General features: G+C 66.5%; 16 protein-coding genes. 15 read left to right on the forward strand and 1 reads right to left on the reverse strand.

Annotated features, from left to right (window positions below):
• Positions 1 to 2 precede the first annotated feature (2 nt).
• The 11 genes from xrtB to AC3WR5_RS21995 all read left to right on the forward strand — a co-directional run bounded on the left by xrtB (position 3) and on the right by AC3WR5_RS21995 (position 12,886).
• Positions 3 to 884, forward strand: coding sequence for an exosortase B (gene xrtB, locus AC3WR5_RS21945; RefSeq protein ID WP_492487121.1), 882 nt, complete (start codon positions 3 to 5; stop codon positions 882 to 884).
• The gene (epsI, locus tag AC3WR5_RS21950) at positions 881 to 1,636 is read left to right on the forward strand and encodes an exosortase-associated protein EpsI, B-type (RefSeq protein WP_492487123.1); all 756 of its coding nucleotides are present in this window, start codon (positions 881 to 883) and stop codon (positions 1,634 to 1,636) included. The genes xrtB and epsI overlap by 4 nt, the downstream gene beginning before the upstream one ends.
• Positions 1,633 to 2,835 carry a glycosyltransferase family 4 protein gene (locus AC3WR5_RS21955; RefSeq protein WP_492487125.1) on the forward strand — a complete coding sequence of 401 codons (1,203 nt, stop codon included), beginning with the start codon at positions 1,633 to 1,635 and terminating at the stop codon, positions 2,833 to 2,835. Before epsI ends, AC3WR5_RS21955 begins: the two co-directional genes overlap by 4 nt.
• 33 nt (positions 2,836 to 2,868) lie before the next feature.
• Positions 2,869 to 4,017 carry a glycosyltransferase gene (locus tag AC3WR5_RS21960; protein WP_492487126.1) on the forward strand — a complete coding sequence of 383 codons (1,149 nt, stop codon included), beginning with the start codon at positions 2,869 to 2,871 and terminating at the stop codon, positions 4,015 to 4,017.
• A 1-nt stretch (position 4,018) separates the two neighbouring features.
• Positions 4,019 to 4,999, forward strand: a complete 981-nt coding sequence (locus AC3WR5_RS21965; protein ID WP_492487128.1) for a glycosyltransferase family 2 protein — start codon at positions 4,019 to 4,021, stop codon at positions 4,997 to 4,999.
• On the forward strand, positions 4,999 to 6,117 hold the full coding sequence (locus tag AC3WR5_RS21970; RefSeq protein WP_492487129.1) for a glycosyltransferase: 1,119 nt from the start codon (positions 4,999 to 5,001) through the stop codon (positions 6,115 to 6,117). Before AC3WR5_RS21965 ends, AC3WR5_RS21970 begins: the two co-directional genes overlap by 1 nt.
• Entirely contained in the window at positions 6,114 to 7,412 is a 1,299-nt protein-coding gene (locus AC3WR5_RS21975) for an O-antigen ligase family protein (protein WP_492487131.1), read from the forward strand. The genes AC3WR5_RS21970 and AC3WR5_RS21975 overlap by 4 nt, the downstream gene beginning before the upstream one ends.
• Positions 7,409 to 8,755 (forward strand): UDP-glucose dehydrogenase family protein, encoded by a 1,347-nt coding sequence (locus tag AC3WR5_RS21980; RefSeq protein ID WP_492487133.1) that lies wholly within the window; start codon positions 7,409 to 7,411, stop codon positions 8,753 to 8,755. The genes AC3WR5_RS21975 and AC3WR5_RS21980 overlap by 4 nt, the downstream gene beginning before the upstream one ends.
• Before the next feature lie 27 nt (positions 8,756 to 8,782).
• A complete protein-coding gene (locus AC3WR5_RS21985; RefSeq protein WP_492487134.1) occupies positions 8,783 to 9,790 on the forward strand; it encodes an NAD-dependent epimerase in 1,008 nt (335 codons plus the stop codon).
• A gap of 170 nt (positions 9,791 to 9,960) precedes the next feature.
• Positions 9,961 to 11,448, forward strand: a complete 1,488-nt coding sequence (locus AC3WR5_RS21990; protein WP_492487135.1) for an oligosaccharide flippase family protein — start codon at positions 9,961 to 9,963, stop codon at positions 11,446 to 11,448.
• Between the two features lie 79 nt (positions 11,449 to 11,527).
• Entirely contained in the window at positions 11,528 to 12,886 is a 1,359-nt protein-coding gene (locus AC3WR5_RS21995; protein WP_492487136.1) for a polysaccharide pyruvyl transferase family protein, read from the forward strand.
• A 37-nt stretch (positions 12,887 to 12,923) separates the two neighbouring features.
• On the opposite strand, the gene AC3WR5_RS22000 is transcribed toward AC3WR5_RS21995, so the two are convergent.
• A complete protein-coding gene (locus AC3WR5_RS22000) occupies positions 12,924 to 14,531 on the reverse strand; it encodes a glycoside hydrolase family 16 protein (RefSeq protein WP_492487137.1) in 1,608 nt (535 codons plus the stop codon).
• Between the two features lie 687 nt (positions 14,532 to 15,218).
• On the opposite strand from AC3WR5_RS22000, the gene AC3WR5_RS22005 reads away from it, so the two are divergent.
• The 4 genes from AC3WR5_RS22005 to AC3WR5_RS22020 all read left to right on the forward strand — a co-directional run bounded on the left by AC3WR5_RS22005 (position 15,219) and on the right by AC3WR5_RS22020 (position 19,251).
• Entirely contained in the window at positions 15,219 to 15,770 is a 552-nt protein-coding gene (locus AC3WR5_RS22005; RefSeq protein ID WP_492487139.1) for an FxDxF family PEP-CTERM protein, read from the forward strand.
• A 196-nt stretch (positions 15,771 to 15,966) separates the two neighbouring features.
• Complete coding sequence (locus AC3WR5_RS22010) at positions 15,967 to 17,358, forward strand: undecaprenyl-phosphate glucose phosphotransferase (RefSeq protein ID WP_492487141.1); 1,392 nt, start codon at positions 15,967 to 15,969, stop codon at positions 17,356 to 17,358.
• Between the two features lie 57 nt (positions 17,359 to 17,415).
• Positions 17,416 to 18,696: a hypothetical protein gene (locus AC3WR5_RS22015; RefSeq protein WP_492487143.1), complete on the forward strand. Its 1,281-nt coding sequence runs from the start codon at positions 17,416 to 17,418 to the stop codon at positions 18,694 to 18,696.
• A gap of 132 nt (positions 18,697 to 18,828) precedes the next feature.
• Positions 18,829 to 19,251 carry a PEP-CTERM sorting domain-containing protein gene (locus AC3WR5_RS22020; protein ID WP_492487145.1) on the forward strand — a complete coding sequence of 141 codons (423 nt, stop codon included), beginning with the start codon at positions 18,829 to 18,831 and terminating at the stop codon, positions 19,249 to 19,251.
• The last annotated feature ends 9 nt before the right edge of the window (positions 19,252 to 19,260 follow it).

Here is a 19,260-nt window from a genome sequence, read left to right on the forward strand (position 1 = left end):
TGATGAGCTCGGTGCTGAGCCCCTCTCGACCGCTGCGTTCCGGCGCAGCTGCGTGGGCCTGGTGCTGGCTGGCATTGGGACTGGCGGTGATGTATGTGCCTGCAATGCTGGAGCTCGCACGTGACCTTTGGCGCACCGACCGGCAAGGCCATGGCCCCCTGGTGCTGCTGGTGGTCGGCTGGCTGTTCTGGCGCCAGTGGCCGGCGCTGAATGCGCCGGACGGGCGCCGGCCCGCCCTGTTCGCGGGCTGGCTGCTGCTGGTGGCGGGCTTGCTGCTCTACGTGCTGGGTCGCTCGCAATCGACCTACGTGTTCGAGATCGGCTCGCTGATCCCGATGGTGGCCGCCTGTGTGCTGCTGCAGCAAGGCGGTGCCGGGTTGCGTGCGGTGGTCTTTCCGCTGTTCTTCCTGCTGTTTGTCGTGCCGTTGCCTGACAGCTGGGTCGACCTGCTGACTCAGCCGATGAAGGCTGCTGTTTCGGCCGTCGCCGAATGGCTGCTGCGCAGCCTGGGCTATCCCATCGCGCGCACCGGCGTGGTCCTGCAGATCGGGCAGTACCAGTTGCTTGTGGCTGATGCCTGCGCCGGCATCCAGTCGCTGTTCACGCTGGAAGCCTTGGGATTGCTGTACCTGAATGTGGTGCGGCATTCTTCGGCCCTGCGCAATGTCGCGCTGGCCATCCTGGTGGTGCCGGTCAGCTTCACGGCCAACGTGGTCCGGGTTGCGGCGCTGTGCCTGATCACCTATCACCTGGGCGATGCCGCAGGGCAGGGCTTCCTGCACCAGTTCTCCGGCCTGCTGCTGTTCCTCACGGCCTTGTTGCTGATCATCGCCGTGGACAGCGGCCTGCGCCGGCTGTCCCTGGCGCACGGGGCGAAGCGATGAGCGGCGCGACCAGCCTGCCGCCGGTGCCACCCTTGCCGGGGCGCGAGGCTGATCCGGTGCGCCGGGCGGTGCTGGCCGCCGGGCTGATGGCGGGTGCGGCCTGGGTGGCGACGCAAACCACGCCGCGCCTGCCGCTGATCGGGCGCATTGGCCGACTGGACCTGGCGCATGACGTGCCGGAGCGATTTGCCGGGTGGCGGCTGGATCCTCAAGGAGCGGTGCTGGTGGTCAACCCCGAACAGCAGGCCTTCATCGACCAGATCTACAGCCAGACGCTGAGCCGTGTGTACCTGGACGGCGCAGGCCAGCGCGTGATGCTCTCGGTGGCCTATGGCGAGGACCAGCGCCGCGGCTCCGCGCTGCACGAGCCTGAGGTCTGCTACCCGGCGCAGGGCTTTCGCATCCAGCGCCGCTCGAAGGGTGATGTGCTGTGGACGGATGGCGCGCGGCCGTCGGTCATCTTGCCGGTTCAGCGTTTGGAAACCGTGCTGAACGCGCAGCGCTTCGAGCCCGTCAGCTACTGGATCGTGATTGGCCAGCGCTTGGTCGTTGGCGCCATGCAGCGCAAGCTGGCGCTCTACCACTACGGCCTGCAAGGCCTGATTGCCGACGGCATGATTGTTCGCGTCTCGACCGTGGGCCGCGACAGCGCACACGAATTTGCGCTGCAAGCGCGTTTCATTGCCGAACTGATGGCGGCCGTGCCTGAGCCGGTGCGCAGCCGGCTGGCTGGCAGGGAGGGACCCGCATGACCCAGGTGCTGATGCTGACCTGCCAGTACATGCCCGATGTGTTTGGCGGCGCCGAGAAGCAATGCCAACGCGTGGCCACTGGCCTGGCGGCCCACGGCCAGCAGGTGCAGGTGCTGACCTCGACCCAGCAGTGGGCCGCGCGTGGCCTGAGCCAGGAGGCCGCCGTCGCGGTGCACCGGCTGTGGGTGCCGGCGGCGCCGGATCTGCTCGGTCGCTGGCTGTTGTTCTCGCTGTGGTGGTGGCTGGCCGTGATGGCCTGGGGCTGGCGGCACCGCCGCAGCATCGACGTGGTGCATTGCCACCAGGGCAAGTTTGGCGCCTTTGTCGGCACCTGCCTGGGCCGGCTGTTGGGCAAGCCGGTGCTGATCAAGATCGGCAACTCCGAAGACGAGATGGACCTGCGCTGCCTGCAGCGCAAGGCGCTGGTCGGCAAGCCGATGACGCGCTTCGTGCTGCGCCAGCGGCCCTTGTTCGTCGCGATCTCGGCTGTCATCGAGCGCAACCTGCGCGAGTTCGGCTGCCAGGACGTGCTGCGTATTCCGAATGGGGTGCCGGTCAGCCTGGCGCAGCCAGCGCCAGAGTCCGGTGCTGCGGGTGCGTTGTCCGACGGGCCACAGTTTTTCTATCACGGCCGCATCGAAGAGATCAAACGCGTGGACGTGCTGATCGCTGCGTTTGCCGCATTGGTGCCCGAGCTGCCGCCTGGCAGCAAGCTGCACATCGTCGGGGATGGCGCTGGCCTGCCGGCCGCGCGCACTGCCGCCGCGGCGCTGGGGCCCCTCGCCGCGCGAGTGGTGTTCCATGGTGCGCTGCCGCAGGCCGTGGCCTTTGTGCAGCGCTTCGATGTGTTCGTCAACGCTTCTCGGGCCGAGGGCTTCTCCAACTCCCTGCTGGAGGCCCTGGTGCTGGGCAAGCCGATGGTCTCCACGCCGGTCAGCGGCGCGGCCGAGGCCATCGTCGACGGCGTCAATGGCCAGCTGGCCACTGCTTTCGACGCAGCTGCGTTGGCCGCGGCCATGCGCCGTGCGCTGCCGCTGCTGGACGCCGAAGGTCTGGGTCGGGCCCAGGCGGCCTCGGCCCGGCTGGTCGACGAAGTGTTTGCCATGCCGCGGGTGGTGCAGCGCTACGAGGCGCTGTACCCGCGGCTGGTCGAGGCCGCGGGCAGTGCCGGTGCAGCCGGCGCCGCCGGTTGGTCCTGAAGCCTCATTCACGCACGACAGGGAGAAAACACAATGAAAGTGCTGATCGGCATGACACGCTCGGACACCACGCTGTCCGGGTCCTTCACCCACATCTGCCAGACCGGCGAGGCCTTCCGTGCCCGTGGCGCCGAGGTGGTCTATGTGCTGGGCGGCCAGGGCCCCGCCAACGAGCGGCTGCGCCAGGCCGGCTTCAAGGTCCACGAGTTGCCACAGCTGCACCGCGAGCTGCGCCCGCTGCGCGATGTGCTGGTGCTGCTGCAGCTGATGTGGCTGCTGATCAAGGAGCGCCCGCAGGTCACCTCCTGGCACACCGCGAAGATCGGCGCGCTGGGCCGCGTGGCGGCCATGCTGACGCTGCGCCGGGCCTACTACGTCGCCCACGGCGTGCCCTTCGTCAACACCCCGCAGAACAGCGGCTACAAGCTCTACGAGCGGCTGGAGCGGCTGCTGGCCTGGTTGCCGGCGCGCATCATCTGCGTCTGCCGCTTCGACTTCAACGAGTACCGGCGCATCGGTGTCGGTGCCGACAAGCTGATGACCATCCCGAACGGCATGAACGGCATTGACGACAGCGGCGCGCTGTCGGACGCGGCCAGTGGCAGCCGCCCGCTGCGCTTCGTGACTGCCGCGCGCTTCGAGACCCAGAAGGACTACGTGACGCTGGCCGCCGCCTGCCGGCAGCTGACCGATGCCGGCCTGCGTTTCGAGCTGCACATCTTCGGCAACGGCTCGCAGGAGGCCCAGGTGCGGCAGCTGATGGCCGGGCTGCCCGACGGCACGATCCACTTCCGCGGCGTGGTCGACAACTTTGCCGCGCAGCTGACCGAGCATGACGTATTCGTGCTGTGCAGCCACTGGGAAGGTTTGCCGCGCAGCATCATCGAAGCCATGGCCTGCGGCCGTCCGGTGATTGCCAGCGACGTGGGCGGTGTCTCGGAGCTGATCGAGTCCGGCCGCAACGGCGAGCTGATCGGGCAAGGCGACGCCGGCGCGTTCGCCAGCGCGATGCGGCGCTACATCGAGCAGCCTGCGCTGTGCCGCGCGCATGGTGAACACAGCCGACGCAAATACCAGGCCGACTACACGCTGGACGTGATGCTGAGTCGCTACTGTGCCGAGTACCTGGGCCCGCCGCTGCCGGCCGCCAGCCCGGTCAGCCAGGCCAAGCAGGGGGCTTGAGATGGCGGCATTGCTGACGCTGATCTGTCCGGTCTACAAGGCTGGAGAACACATTGTTGCGCTGATCGACAGCCTGATCGCCGCCGTCAACAGCGAGCAGGTCAAGCTGATCTTTGTGGACGATGCCAGCCCGGACGACTCGGTGGCCCGCGCCCAGGCGCGGTTGGCCGAGCGTGCCGACGTGGTCCGCTTTGGCGTCGAATGGTGCCTGCAGCCGGTCAACCAGGGGGTGGCTGCGGCGCGCAACATGGCGCTGGACCGGGTCAGCACGCCGTATGTGGGCATGGTCGACTCGGATGACCTGCTGGATCCGGCCTACCTCACGGTGCTGCGCCCGCTGATGCTGCAGCGCCGCTGGGACATCATCGAGTTCGGCTTCCGTGAATTCAGTGCCGCCAAGCCGGCGCTGCTCAGCGGACCGGGCGCGCCGCCCAGCGGACGCCTGCTGCCGTCGTCGCAGCTCAATCCCTTCGAGACTGGCTTCTTCTCCTGGAGCCGCGTGTACGCGACACCCCTGCTGGCTGCCGTGCGCTATCCGCGAGGCACGGTTTACGAAGACGTGCATTTCGTGGCCGAAGCCTTTGCGCGCAGCACCCGCAGCGTTCGCACCAGCGACGTGCTGCTGCACTACCGCCGCCATCCGAATTCGATCACCGCGACGCGCGACCGGCGCTATGCCGACCATTTGCGCAACCTCGTCGGCGGCGTGTTGGCCGGCCTCAGCCATCACCGGCAACAGCAGCGCCTGCTGCACCTGCTGGCGCGGCGCTGCGTGCGGGTGCTGCTCAAGGGCTTGCGCATCAAGCCGGCCGACGAGCGCCGCGCCTTCCTCGCCGCCTGCCACGCGCCGCTGCAGCAACTGGCGGGCGCGTTGCGCACCGAGCGCGCGGGCTGGCGCGCCATGGCCTGGCTGTGGGTCTGCCAGCGCATTGTGGGCAGCCCCTTGGCTTCCGGCGGTGGCCAGCAGGTGGGGAGTCTCTGATGCGGGTCTTGCATGTGCTGCGGGACCTGTCGCGCAACGGTGGCGTGCAGCGGCTGGTGCATGACCTGGCGCTGGCCGGATTGCAGCGTGGCCAGCAGCCAGAGGTCGTGGTGTTCCACCGCGAGCCGGGGCTGGACTATGCCGACGCGCTGCGTGCCGCTGGCGTGCCTGTGCACCATGTGGCGCGCTGGCAATGGCTGCGGCTGGCCGGCCTGCTGAGGCAGGCCGACACGGTGCATGCACACCTGTTCCCCGCGCTGTACCTGGTGGGCCTGATGAAGCCCGGCAGCGTCTACACCGAACACAACACCACCAACAACCGGCGCAAGCGCGCCTGGCTGCAGCCGGCCGAGCGCTTCATGTACCGGCGCTATCGCCATGTGACCTGCATCAGCCCGGAGGTGCAGCAAGCCTTGCGCGGCTTTCTGGGCACGGGTGCAGACGACAACAGCTGCGTGATCTACAACGGCGTGAACCAGCCCGCGCTGGCCGCCCAGGCCCAGGCCGCGCGCCGGTTGCTGGCCGGCGCTGAGGGCAGCGTTGCGCGCGGCTACCGGCTGGCCATGGTCGGCAGCATGACGCCAAAAAAGGACCAGGCCACCTTGATCCGTGCGCTGGCCAGGCTGCCGGCGCAGGGGGGCCAACCGGCGTCGCTGCACCTGGCTGGCGATGGCCCGGAGCGCGAGGCGCTGCTGGCGCTGGCGCGGGCCGAAGGCGTGGCCGAGCAGGTGGTGTTCCACGGCGTGGTGGCCGACGTGCCGGCCTGGCTGGCCGGCATGGACCTGTATGTGCAATCTTCCAAGTGGGAAGGCTTTGGTCTCGCGGCCATCGAGGCGATGGCCTGCGGCCTGCCGGTGCTGTGCGCCGATGTGCCGGGCCTGAGCCAGTTGGCCAACGACAGCTCACTGCTGTTCAAGCAAGGCGATGCCGACCAACTGGCCGCGATGGTGCAGGACTGCCGCAGCAACCCGGCCCGTCACGCGCACTTGCTGGCGGTTGGCCAGGAGACGGCGGCGCGCTACAGCGTGGAGACCCTGGCCGCAGAGCTGGAGCGCCTGTATGCCGCGCCAACGCCCTCGGCGCCGCCTGGCGCGGCCCAGCCGAGAGGGGCGGCATGAGCAAGCACTTCACGGCCGATGCAGCGGCACCCTCGCTTGCCGCGCAAGGCGTCCTGCCATCTGCGGCACGCAGTGACGTGCTGTTGGTCATCATGGCCGCCGCTGTTGTGCCGCTGTACCTGTCGATGTTCCGCTTTGGTGGCGGTGGTGTGCTGGTGAGGCTGGCGGACCTGCTGGCGCTGGCGCTGATTGTTGGCACCATCTGGACCCAACCGGCCATCGGCCGCGCGTTCCAGCGGCCGCACTGCCTGATGCTGATGGCGCTGGTGCTGGGCGTGCTGATCCAGGGCATGCTGATGAACCGGGTCAAGGTCTCGCTGAAGGAGGCGGTCCAGCTCGCCTTCGTGGTAGTCGTCGTCACCACCGTGGGCTGGCAGGCCGAACGTGATCCTGCACGCTTTCTGAAATGGTTCCTGGGCGTGAGCATGGTGGCGATGCTGCACACGGTTGCGGTGCACATTGCCGGCGGCAACTACGTGCGCTACAAATTTGCGGGCGACGCGCGCTACATCTTCGGCGTGGTCAGCGCCGGGCTGCTGCTGGCCTGGCGCCAGGCGGGCTGGCGAGGCCTGTACGGCTGGCTGTTTCTGGTGAGCCTGCCGCCGCTGGTTGCAAGCCTGGAGCGCAAGGGCTTGCTGGGTGTCGTGTTGATCGCCTTCGGCCTTGGTCTTGCGGGGCTGCTCCGAGCCTTGCGGGTCAGTGCCTGGGTGGTCATGCTGCTGGCGGTGCTGCTCGGGCTGGCTGTGTTCACTTTTGAACACGAGGCCCTGGTCGACGCACTGGCGCTGGCAGAACGCAACAACTATTTCGTCGACCAGCGCGAAGCGCTGTGGGACTCCAATACCCACCGCACCGCGCTGCTGCTCAACGGCTGGGACATCGTGGGCCACCATCCCTGGTTCGGCAGCGGTGCGGACAGCCTGCGCGAGCAGATGGCGAACTACTTCAGCGACCCTCGCCTGGCCAACGGCACGCACAACTTCTTCCTCGACAACCTGATCAAGTACGGCGTGCTGGGCGGTGGCTTGTTTTTTGCTGCCATCTTCGTGGGCCTGCGTCGCGTGATGCGGCTGTCGGATTCACCGCTGGAAGCTGGCTTGTTTAGCGTCTACATGCTGTTCGCGGTGTTCTTCATTTCCGACGGCCAAGCCGTGACGGTGATGGCCCTGCTGCCGACCTTCATCGGACTGGCTTTCAACCACCGGCCCACGGCCGACGCGCAGGCAAGTTGCCGCGCATCGACTGCCTCTTCTCTTTCTCCCGTTTCTTTTTCACCCTCAGGAGCACTGCAATGAAAATTACCGTCGTCGGCACGGGTTATGTTGGGCTGGTCACCGGTGCTTGCCTGGCAGACATGGGCAACCACGTGGTCTGCCTGGATGTGGATGAACGCAAGATCCGCGTGCTCAACGAGGGCGGCATTCCCATCCACGAACCGGGACTGGACGTGGTGGTCAAGCGCAACGTGGCAGCCGGCCGCCTGCAGTTCACCACCGATGTGGCGGCCTCGGTGGCCCATGGCACGCTGCAGTTCATCGCGGTCGGCACGCCGCCGGACGAAGACGGTTCGGCCGACCTGCAATACGTGCTGGCCGCGGCCCGCAACATCGGCCGCCTGGCCACCGACTACAAGCTGGTCATCGACAAGAGCACCGTGCCGGTGGGCACAGCCGACAAGGTGCAGGCGGCGATTGACGACGAGCTGGGCAAGCGAGGCCTGGACCTGGCGTTCTCTGTCGCGTCCAACCCCGAGTTCCTGAAGGAAGGCGCGGCGGTCGAGGACTTCATGCGGCCGGATCGCATCGTCGTCGGCGTGTCGGATGAGCGTGCGGCGAATCTGTTGCGTGCGATCTACGCGCCATTCCAGCGCACCCGCGACAAGCTGGTGGTGATGGACCTGCGCTCCGCCGAGCTGACCAAGTACGCCGCCAACGCGATGCTGGCCACGCGCATCTCGTTCATGAACGAGCTGGCGCTGCTGGCCGAGAAGATGGGGGCCGACATCGAACTGGTGCGCCAAGGCATTGGCTCCGATCCGCGCATTGGCTACCACTTCCTGTACGCCGGCTGCGGCTATGGCGGCTCCTGCTTTCCGAAGGACGTGAAGGCGCTGATCCGCACCGCGTCTGACCAGGGCCAGGACCTGAAGGTGCTGCAGGCCGTTGAAGATGCCAACGACCACCAGAAGACCGTGCTGACGCGCAAGGTGCTGGCCCGCTTCGGTCAGGACCTGAGCGGCCGGCGCTTCGCACTGTGGGGCCTGGCCTTCAAGCCCAACACCGATGACATGCGCGAAGCCACCAGCCGTGTGGTGATTGATGAACTGCTGGCACGCGGCGCGACCGTGACCGCCTATGACCCGGTGGCCACCGAAGAGGCCAAGCGCATCTTCGGCGACGAGCCTCGCATCACCTATGCTCAAGGGCCGATGGAGGCGCTGGAAGGTGCCGAGGCGCTGCTGATCATCACCGAATGGAAGGAATTCCGCAGCCCTGACTTCGAGCGCCTGAAGGGTGCACTGAAGCAGCCGGTGGTGTTCGACGGCCGCAACCTCTACGAGCCGGCGCTGATGCGCGACTTTGGCATCGAGTACCACGCCATCGGCCGTTCGGTGCGCGCCCGTGCCGCGCTGGTCTGAGATGGATCACGCGACCAGGAGCCAGCCATGACCGTGCTTGTCACCGGCGCTGCCGGTTTCATCGGCCTGCACACCTGCCAGCGCCTGCTTGCACGGGGCGAGCAGGTGCTGGGCATTGACAGCCTGAACGACTACTACGACCCGACACTGAAACGCGACCGGCTGGCGTTGCTCGAAGGCTCGCCAGGCTTTCGCTTCCAGCAGCTGGACGTGGCCAACCGCGGCGGGCTGGAGGCCTTGTTCAGCCAGCACCAGATCGACCGCATCGTGCACCTGGCGGCGCAGGCCGGCGTGCGCTACTCGATCACGCACCCGCACGCCTACGGCGAAGCCAACCTGACCGGCTTCCTGAACGTGCTCGAATGCGCACGCCAGGCGAAGGTCAGGCACCTGGTCTATGCCAGCAGCTCCAGCGTCTACGGCGGCAACGAGAAGATGCCGTTCTCTGAAGCCGACGCGGTGGACCACCCGGTGAGCCTGTACGCCGCGACCAAGAAGGCCAACGAGGTCATGGCGCACACCTACAGCCACCTCTACCGCGTCCCGACCACGGGGCTGCGCTTCTTCACCGTCTACGGGCCCTGGGGCCGGCCGGACATGGCCTACTTCAGCTTCACCAAGGCCATCCTCGAAGGCAAGCCGATCCAGGTCTTCAACGAGGGCCGGATGAAGCGCGACTTCACTTACATCGACGACATCGTCGACGGCGTGGTCGCCACGCTGGACCGCCCGGCCGAACCCGACACCAGCTTCGATGGCTTGAAGCCGCACCCCGGCCGCTCGCGTGCGCCGTACCGCGTCTTCAACATCGGCAACCAGGACCCGGTGCAACTGGGCGAGTTCATCGCCACCATCGAAGCGGCGCTGGGCAGGGATGCGATCAAGCAGATGCTGCCGATGCAGCCTGGCGACGTGGTCGCAACCTATGCCGACGTTTCCGCGCTGAAGGCCTGGACCGGCGTGTCGCCCAAGACCAGCCTGCGCGAAGGCATCGGCAAGTTCGCGGCCTGGTATCGCGGCTACTACGGCGCTTGAATCGTGCAACTGCCCTGCGTCCTGAGGTACTTTCCTGGCAACGCCGCGTTGGTACTGCGGCACTGGACCTGGCGCTTGCCGACGGCGTGCTCTGCGTGCGGCACATGCGCGGCCCCATCTGCGATGTCGGGCCCGTCGGCGGCGAGCGCCTTTCGTTCCGAGGTGCATGCATGACCGCGCCTGTGCATGCCGGCCGCTCGGTGGCCTGGTTGGTGCTGGGCAAGGGCGCTTACTTCGTGATGAGCTTTGTCGTCACGGCGCTGTTTGCGCGTTTGCTGTCGCCGGCTGAGTTCGGGCTGATGGCGATTGCGTTGCTGACCATGGGGCTGCCGATTGCCTTGTTCGAAGGAGCGATCGGCGTCGAGGTCATCCGCAAGCAGGACCTGACCGATCGAGACTTGTCGTCCTCGTTCTGGACTTCGGTGGTGCTGGGTGGATTGCTCTACCTGGCGCTGTATGTCCTGGCGCCTTGGGTCGCCATGTTTTTCCGCCAGACCGAGCTGGTGCCACTGATCCGCCTGGTGGCGCTGGCGGTGCTGTTCCGCGCCAGCGAAAGCGCGCCCCTGGCGCTGCTGCAGCGCGAAGGGCGCCACAAGTGGGTGGCCGTGTTCACCACGCTGGCCTATTTCACCGGCTACTGCGTGGTCGGCCTGACGATGGCCTGGCTGCACTTCGGCGTGACCTCGATGGGCGTCGCGGTGGTGGTCACCGCGCTGGTCGAGGCGGCGCTGGTGCTGGGGGCTGCCGGGCCGCGCCGTTTCCTCTCCCGCATGGTGTTGCGCGACAGCGCCAAGGTGGCCGGCGAGTCCTTGATGCTGACGCTGGCGCAGGCGCTCAACTGGCTGGCCAACTCCGGCTCCAACATTGTCACCGGCCGGCTGCTGGGCGTGCTGGAGTTGGGGCTGTACGCCCGGGCCTGGAAGCTGCTGGACCTGAGCGCCAACGCGATGGGCGGACCGCTGCGGCAGGTACTGCTGCCGATGTTCGCTGCGGCGCGCGGCGACCGCGACCGGTTGCGGCTGGAGTTCCTGGATACGCTGAAGACGGCGATCTGGTTGTTCGTGCTGGTGTCGGCCTGGCTGGTCGGCAACGCGCAAGGCATCGTGCTGCTGGCGCTGGGCGACAAGTGGTCGGCCGCGGTGGCCATCGTGATTCCGCTCTTTGCCACCGTGTTGCCGCGCTGCGCCTTCAAGGTCACCGAGGCGATGGCGGTGGCGATGGGGGAGCGCGGTCGCCAGGCGCTGAAGCAGGCCATCTATGCGGCACTGACAGTGGGTTTGGCGGCGGTCGGCGCGAACTGGGGGCCGGTTGGCGTGGCCCTGGGTGTGTCGGCGGCAATCTCGATCTTCTATGCGATTTCGCTGTGGCATGCCGGCCATGTTGCCGGTGTGCCGTTTGGCCGCCTGCTCTTGCTGCATCTGGTGCCGATGGCGCTGGGTGCCTTGCTTGCCTGGTCCTTCATGCATGGCACGGCGCTGGCCGTCCAGCATTGGGGCCGGCTGCTCGGCCTGAGCCTGGGTGCTGCCACCAGCGGGGCCGCCTTGCTGGCGGCATTCATGCTGGCGCCGGCCCGTGTCTGCGGTGCGCAGTCGGTGCGCTTCCGCAGCAGTTTTACCCAGAGGTTGGCCGGTCCGCTGCGTGGCAGCCGCTTGCCGTGACCTTGAGAACCCAAGCATCGCGCCCCACGAGGGTGGTCGATCAATCGATGCGGCCTTGTTGCCGCGAAGGAGGAAGCCCGTGAACCATATTTTGTTGATCTCCCGCCTGTCGACCCAGAACGCTGGCAACGAGGCCTTGTCCAAGGAGTTCATCGACCTGTTTCTGGACGTGGCCGGGCAGGCTGAGGTGCGGGCCATGGACCGTTACCCGCAGCACCTGTCCTGGGTGACGATGACGGGCTTGCTGCGCGGCACCGACAAGCCGGAAAAGCGTTTCGACGACTTTGTCGATGCCTTGCTGCAGCATGCCAAGGGGCCGGGGCAGGCCGAGATTGCGCCCAAGGCCAGCCGGGACCTCGTGAAGCTGGATTTGACCGCGCGTGAACTACCGGGCTGGCTCAAGCGGATCAAGCGGGCCATTGGCTTTCGCAAGCGCCTGGCCCGCCTGGGCCTGATGGGCAGGGACGGCCTCTACAAGTTGGGCGCCACGCTGGACTGGGCCGACTTGCTCGTCTGGAATCCGGCCGGCGAGATCCATCCGACTGGCGACAGCAACGAAGTGATGCGGCTGCTGATGGTGATGCGCGCTGCGCAGCGGCTGGGCAAGCGCACGATGGTGGTGAATCACAGCCTGGAGATCGCCGACCCGATGCTCAAGCGCCTGATCGCGCATGTCTACACCAATGCAAGCCAGCTGTGCGTGCGGGACAAGCGTTCACTGGAGGTCGCGCTGTCGCTGGGCGTTGATCCGGCCCGGGTGCGCGAAGTGCCCGACATGGTGTTCCTGGCTGCGGCCACTGCAGGGCCGACAGCCGCACCGGCGCCGGAAGAGCGTGCACCAACCGGTGCCATCGGCCTGGCGATCAACGGGCTGGAGGCCCATGTCGGCGGGGCGGGCTGGGATGATTTGATGCGGCGGCTGGCCAAGCATCAGCGACCGGTCTTCTTCCTGTCCAACGCCATGAACCACGACCTGCCGTTTGCAGAGGCGCTGCAGAAGAACCACGCGTTGACGGTGCTGCCGCGCCAACCCGGCTACGAGCAAATCCGCAGTTTCTACCGCGACCTTTCTGTGCTGGTGAGCAGCCGGCTGCACTCGTCCATCCTGGCGCTGTGCGAAGGTGTTCCGGTGGTGACGATCGAGCCGTCCAGCTTCAAGCTGACCGGCATCTTCCAGCAGCTGGACTACCCGCTGCCAACCGAGCGCCTGCAGTCGGCCGACTGGGTCGATCGCGTGGCCTCGCATGTGGACGCCGCACTGGCCGACCGCGCGCAACTGAGCGAATTCGGCCTGTTGCGCGCGCGGCGAAAGGCGGCCGAGGTCAGACAGGCCTATCTGGACGTACTGAGCGAGCTGGCGGCTCGTCCGGCGGAGGAGGCCGCCGCTGACGCTGCGACGCGCTCAAGAAGCAACCAGGCCGTTCCCAAGTTCTCTTGAGTTGCGGGCGGCGGATCGAGGCAGGTCCTGGCTTTGATCAAAGACGCTGATAGACCCGCAGGTACTCCACGCCCCATTCGCTGATGCCACTGGCCTTGCTGGTCTCGGACGAGGACATCGCAAGGTCCACCAGGATGAACAGCGGTTTCTTGGCTTCCGGTGGGGTTGGGAAACGCGCCAGTTCGAGGCCATCGAAGTAGTAGATGATCCAGTCTGGTGCGACCATCACGCCGTAGGTGTGGTACTGGTTGTCGAACAGGTTGACGTCCACGCCTTTCCACTGCGTGGCGGTCAGCCCGGTGTAGTTCGAGACATAGCGGTGGGTGGTCAGCCGACCGGGCAGCAGGCGTGCCGCCGGCCAGTTGTGGAAACTCTGGTGATGGCCTTTGGGGTCCGATGCGTAGCCCTCGTAGGCGTCGATCTCGGCACGGGTCTCGGTGAGTCGAAAGAACTCGTTGGTGGTCTTCAGCCAGAACGCGGGCCAGGAGCCAAAGCCGTTGCCGCTCTTGGACCTGGCCCGGATCTCGAAGTAGCCATAGAGCCAGCTGTTGCCGCGGCCGTTCAGGTTGACCGAGGTGAACACGCCGCTTTGCCAGCCGCTGGGGCCAACCTGCATGCGCACCACCACCTCGCTGTTCTGTTGCACGAAGGGCGGCGGGCTGTCGGTCAGCTTGGCGGTTTTTGCAGAGCCGGTGGCCGCCGGGTGCACGGGGCTGTACCAGGGCCCGCTGCCGGTCACCTCGTCAGTGACCGACAACCTGTCGAAAGCGTCTTCGAACACCTTGGTGTAGCCGGTCAGGTTCAGTGGCGTCTTCAGCCCTTGTTCGAGTTCCAGCAGGATGTTGGTCGAATCCCAATAGGCCTTGGTGGCCGTCCAGTCGGTGCTGCTGGCTTCGACGTAGACCGGATCCAGCGCAGCCTGGGCCAGCAAGGGCGCCGCAGCAAGGTAAGGGTTGCCGATCGGCAATTGGGTCTGCGCGCCCTTGCGCCACATGCCCCAGGCGATGAGTCGCTGCGCATCGGCGTCTGACAGTTCATCCTGCAGCACCATTAGGCAGTCCAGCGTCCACTTCGGACCGGTGTCGCGGTAGTCGCCAATCAAGCCGGTAGTGGTCGTCGAGCTGCGCGGCAGGCACAGCAGGCCTGCGCCAACCGCTTGCTCCGGCCCACCGTCCAGCGAACTGTAGGCGGTGCCGTTGACCCGCCGCGTCAGCATCACATGCCACTGCGTGCCCGCGTCGGTCAAGGCATGCGAGCCGGCCCAATAGCCGCGCGGATCGCGCCATTGCGGCAGCAGTGTTCGCGTGCTGCCAGTGTTCTTGTAGAACAGTGCCGGCTGGCGCGATGTGGTCATTCCGTCGTAGCCGTTGAAGGTCGCAAAACTGCCGTCGGCGCTGGCGCAGCCGGTGAAGTCGACGCGGAAGATCATCAACACCGCGCGGTGAGCCAGGAAGGCCTGCGACTGGGCGGGAACCAGCAGCCGCCTTGCACCGGTCTGGAACAGCACGCCGTCCGCGTTGTGCATCGGCTGCCGAGTTGTGTCGCCTTGTGTTGCGGCCAGGCCCACCATGCGGTCTTTCCACTGCGCAACCGGGCCGTCCACCAGGTCCTCGGCTCGCCAGTCCAGCCATACCCGTTCACCCAAGGCCCCAGGTGTCCACAGGCCAGGAATGGGCTGGGTCTGCGCGAGTGCTGTGGAAGGCCTCGCAAGCCCGCCCAATCCGACGCTGCCCAGCGTGGTCAGCACATCGCGTCTTCGATATTTCGGTCCGCTCATGCCCGACCCCGTAAAAGTAGGAAACGATTGATACAGCTAACCCAATGATGCGGCAAGTGCCCTGAGTACATCAGGGCCAAAAGGCGGGCGATCTTCGACCTTGTCGGGGCTTTGCAGTCGGACGGCAGCAGGGCAATCCGCGTGCCATCAGCTTGCGCTGTCCCCATGCTTGGGGAGGTATGTTTTTTCATCTGAGCGATCACGCGCCATCAAGCCCAAGCAGGTCTGACTCTTGCATCGTTTTCCCTAGTTCCAGCGACACCGGTTGTTCAGAGGTCCGCAAGCCCTTCGGGGGTGTGCAAAACCCAACAGCACGGGTCGTGCAGATGTCGCCAATGGTGCACTTGGCAAGCGGTCAGGCCTGCTGCGGTGCACAAAAACGACCATCCTGCCAGGCGCAAGCTGTCTTGTTGCGCTGCGGCGAGGGTTGGGGCTTCGGATCCGAAGCCTGTTGGGACGGGGTGCAGTGTGGCCCTGGGCGATGGAAACAAAGAGGGCCCGAGAAAGCTCTCGCGATATTGGCTTTCCCTACCCAACATGAATCGAGGATTTCGCATGAAACTGAAACCACTCTTGGCAGCGCTGGCGCTGGCAGCCACCGGCCTTGCCAGCCAGGCTGCCACCTACAACCTGGGCGTCCTGCCGGTGTCGCCGGCCACGCCGATCATCACCGGTGCAGGTGTGGCCAAAGGCTCGTTCAGCGACTGGTGGTCGTTCACCGTGCCGACCGGCAGCAGCCTGCAATCGTTTGCCAGCACGTCCATTACGCTGTCCAACGTGCTTGACATTGCCGGCCTGACGCTGAGCGTTTACTCCGGGATCAACGGCTCGCAGCTCTTTGGCGGCAGCGGCACGCACCTGGAGAACATCAACCTGAATGCTGGCCAGAACTACGCGCTGAACATCGCGGGCACGGCCACCGGTACCTACGGCGGCGCGTACTCGTTGATCGCTTCCGCGGCGCCCGTGCCGGAACCGGCCAGCATCCTGATGCTGGGCCTGGGCCTGGGGGTGCTCGGATGGCTGAGCAGGCGCAAGCCGGCTGCCGAAGGCAAGTCGCAAGGCCTGTCGACGGGCGGCATGCCGGCGGGTCTCGCAGCGGCCTGAAGGTCGCCATAAAAACGTTGGGAGAGGGTCGCGTGCCTGTGGGGCGGCCCTCGGTGTTCAGGTGGATCCTGAGCTCATTGGATGGCGGACAACAGCGACAGCGGCCCGCAAGGCGCCGAATGTCGCGGGAGGACATCTCGATGACACGAGTCAGTTTTTCTGTTTTTTTGGGTTGGTACGTAGGGCGGTCGACATGATGGACGACCGCAGTGCCACGCGGCTGTTCCTGAATTCGCCGCCGTCGGTTTCGGCGCTGATCGCCGCCGTGCTGGAGCCCGGCATCGCCGCGCTGGGCCTGGTGATTGCGCATGACGTTTTCGCCGAGCCTTTTGACGGCCCGGCCAAGGCTTTGGTGTTGCTGTTGCTGGTGATGATGTTCCCTGGCGTGAATCGCTTCGGGCGGCGCGGCATCGGCGTCGGGCTTGACATCGTGCTGACCTGGAGCGGCATCCTTGCGGTGCTGGCATTGCTGGGCTACGCCACCGACAGCTTGCGCGAATTTGACCGCCGCATGCTGTCGGCCTGGGCTGTGGCGGTGCCGCTGGTGCAGTGGGCCTGCGTGGCTGCGGGCGGGCAGTGGATGCGTCGCCACGCTGCGCAGCCGCAGGCGCAGCGGCCGGCGGTGATCGTCGGTGCCAATGGCATGAGCCTGCGCGTGGCCGACATGCTGTCGCTGCGGCGCGACCAGGGCCGCGAACTGCTGGGCGTGTTCGACGACCGGGAGCACACCCGCGTCGACCTGCCGCCGCACGTGGCCCTGCGCGGCACGCTGGCCGAGCTGCCGGCCTACATCGACGCACATGGCGTGAAAGACGTCTTCATCACGCTGCCGTTGACTTCGCAGCCGCGCATCCTGGGGCTGATGGAGTCGCTGCAGAACACGACGGCGTCGCTGCATTTCGTGCCGGACGTGCACGGTTTCAGCATCATCCAGGGCCGGCTGGAGGACATGGGCGGCGTGCCGGTGGTCGGCCTGCTGGGCTCGCCGTTCACCGGCGTGAACTGGCTGCTCAAGCGCACCAGCGACCTGCTGCTGTCCTCGCTGATCCTGCTGGCGATCTCGCCCATCCTGGTCCTGCTGGCGATCGGCGTGAAGCGCAGTTCGCCGGGGCCGGTGATCTTCAAGCAGCGCCGCACCGGGCTGGATGGCGAGATCATCGAGGTCTACAAATTCCGCTCGATGACCACCGAGGACAACGGCCCGGTGGTCGTGCAGGCCACGCGCGGCGACCCGCGCATCACGCCGTTCGGTGCCTTCATCCGCCGCACCTCGCTGGACGAGTTGCCGCAGTTCATCAACGTGCTGCAAGGCCGCATGAGCATCGTCGGGCCGCGGCCTCACGCGGTCGCCCACAACGAGCAGTACCGCAAGATCGTCAAAGCCTACATGGCCCGCCACAAGGTCAAGCCTGGCATCACCGGCTGGGCCCAGGTCAACGGCTTGCGTGGCGAGACCGATACGGTCGAGAAAATGGCACGCCGGGTCGAGTACGACCTGGAATACCTGCGGCACTGGTCGCTGGGTCTGGACCTGAGCATCATCTTCCGCACGGCCAAGATGATGTTCTTTGATCGCGGCGCGTATTGAATGCAGCGGGTTGGCAAGAGGCGAAGTGGCGCGCAGCTGTCACGTGCGCCATGGCTCATGGGTGTGTTGGTCTGCAGTGCGGCCACGCTGGCAGGTGCGCAGGAGGCTGGCGGCAGCGCGGGTGGTGGTGCTGCGCCCGGTGCCGGTGCCGGGGGCGGGGAAGTCAACAGCGCCAATGGCGTGGGTGACGGCATCGAGGCCAATCCGTATTCGATTTCGATCAGCGAGACGCTGCTGAGCGACAGCAATGTGCAACGCGCACCGGACGGACTGGCGCAGAGCGACCGCATCAGCAGCACCAGCGTGCGCTTGGGCCTGGATCAATGGCTGGGCCGGCAGCACCTGAAGGCCGACGGCAATCTGGTGTTGCAGCGATTCCAGGACCATGCCGAGTTCAACAACAGCAGCCCGTCGCTGCGCGTGCAACTCGACTGGTCCACCGCAGAGCGCTGGCAGGGCGAGCTGGGAGCGCGCCACCAGCAGACGTTGTACCGCGACTTCCGCGGCGAGACACAGGACGGCAGCGAGCAATTGCTGAAGAACCTGGAGCGCATCGACGAGGGCTTTTTCCGGGCCCGCCTGGGCATGGTCACCGCGTGGACACTGGAGGGCGCGTTCGACGCATTCCAGCGCCGCTACTCGGCGGCCACCTTTGCCAACAGCGAGCTTGATCGGCATGCGACCGAACTCGGGGTGCGCTACCAGCCTCACCCCGACTTCAGCCTGCGTACCCTGCTGCGCTACACCAACGGTCGCTACCCGCATGGTGAGGCCGATGGTGAGCCTGACGAATACGACCGACGCGACCTGGAAGCTGCGGTGCAGCTCAGCCCGACAGGTGCCAGTTCGCTGGACCTCCGGGTAGCGCACTCGAACGAGCACCACCACCAGGCCGGCTCGCAACGCAAACACCTGTGGTCAGGCTCGCTGGGCTGGAAGTGGCAGCCCACCGGCAAGCTGAACTTCGAAACGCGTTTGGTGCGCGACAGCGACACCGGCAACCAGCCGCTCAGCGATGGCCTGGCCAGCCGCGACGCCCAGCTCGGCACCGAGCTGTCGGTTTCGTCGCGCTGGCAGGCGTCGGAAAAGCTGCAGTTCTCGTTGACCTATCAACAGAGCCTGCGTGATTTGCAACGTGCCGAGGGCACGCCGGAGGCCCTGAGTGGCAACGACCGGCTGCGCCGGTTCACGCTGGGGGTCGACTGGCAGCCCTGGCGTAGCGTCGGGCTGGGGTGCCAGGGGACCCAGGAGCGTCGCCGCACCTCCGGCAGCCCGGAGTTGACGACACCTTACGGCGCGGCAGTGGTGGCGTGTTACGGCCGTTTCGTCTGGCAGTGATGCGCAACCGTGAAAACCCGTAAACGGGCTTGGATCTTGCTCAGGGTTATCCCGTGCGCTGATCTCTCTGTTGCGGGATCGGGTGCCTCTCCGGGTGCAGTTTGGGTCCGGCCCTTTCTTTGCGGAGGAAACATGAACAAATCAATCGTCGCTTCTGTGCTCGCGGCTTCCGTCCTGGGGCTGGGTTCCGCGGGTGCCGTGGCCCAAAACCTGCCAAACGCCAGTTTCGAAAGCCTGGTCCTGGGTGATGGCGTGGGCCGCGCCGCGTCCGATGCAAGCAGCCTGGTCATGGTGACCCATGGCGACGTGTCGCGCCAGAGTTTCGGCACTGTGGCCGGCAGCGGCCTTGTTGCCACCGGCACGGTGCCGAAAACCTCGTTCATGGCCGGCACGCCGCTGTTGAATGACAGCTTGCGCAGCAGCATGGGTTCCCGGCTGCTGGTCGACGGCCTGCAGTTCGCCACCAAGGTGCCCGAGCCTTCGGGCTCGGCCATGGTGCTGGCAGGCCTGGGTGCGCTGGGCCTGATGTTCCGCCGCCGTCGCCTGCAAGGCTGACGACTCCCG

This window comes from Ideonella sp. FW305-24 (assembly GCF_058788035.1).

Coding starts and splice junctions, on each gene's coding strand:
- xrtB (WP_492487121.1), top strand. CDS start 3: ATGAGCTCGGTGCTGAGCCCCTCTCGACCGCTGCGTTCCGGCGCAGCT.
- epsI (WP_492487123.1), top strand. CDS start 881: ATGAGCGGCGCGACCAGCCTGCCGCCGGTGCCACCCTTGCCGGGGCGC.
- AC3WR5_RS21955 (WP_492487125.1), top strand. CDS start 1,633: ATGACCCAGGTGCTGATGCTGACCTGCCAGTACATGCCCGATGTGTTT.
- AC3WR5_RS21960 (WP_492487126.1), top strand. CDS start 2,869: ATGAAAGTGCTGATCGGCATGACACGCTCGGACACCACGCTGTCCGGG.
- AC3WR5_RS21965 (WP_492487128.1), top strand. CDS start 4,019: ATGGCGGCATTGCTGACGCTGATCTGTCCGGTCTACAAGGCTGGAGAA.
- AC3WR5_RS21970 (WP_492487129.1), top strand. CDS start 4,999: ATGCGGGTCTTGCATGTGCTGCGGGACCTGTCGCGCAACGGTGGCGTG.
- AC3WR5_RS21975 (WP_492487131.1), top strand. CDS start 6,114: ATGAGCAAGCACTTCACGGCCGATGCAGCGGCACCCTCGCTTGCCGCG.
- AC3WR5_RS21980 (WP_492487133.1), top strand. CDS start 7,409: ATGAAAATTACCGTCGTCGGCACGGGTTATGTTGGGCTGGTCACCGGT.
- AC3WR5_RS21985 (WP_492487134.1), top strand. CDS start 8,783: ATGACCGTGCTTGTCACCGGCGCTGCCGGTTTCATCGGCCTGCACACC.
- AC3WR5_RS21990 (WP_492487135.1), top strand. CDS start 9,961: ATGACCGCGCCTGTGCATGCCGGCCGCTCGGTGGCCTGGTTGGTGCTG.
- AC3WR5_RS22005 (WP_492487139.1), top strand. CDS start 15,219: ATGAAACTGAAACCACTCTTGGCAGCGCTGGCGCTGGCAGCCACCGGC.
- AC3WR5_RS22010 (WP_492487141.1), top strand. CDS start 15,967: ATGGACGACCGCAGTGCCACGCGGCTGTTCCTGAATTCGCCGCCGTCG.
- AC3WR5_RS22015 (WP_492487143.1), top strand. CDS start 17,416: ATGGGTGTGTTGGTCTGCAGTGCGGCCACGCTGGCAGGTGCGCAGGAG.
- AC3WR5_RS22020 (WP_492487145.1), top strand. CDS start 18,829: ATGAACAAATCAATCGTCGCTTCTGTGCTCGCGGCTTCCGTCCTGGGG.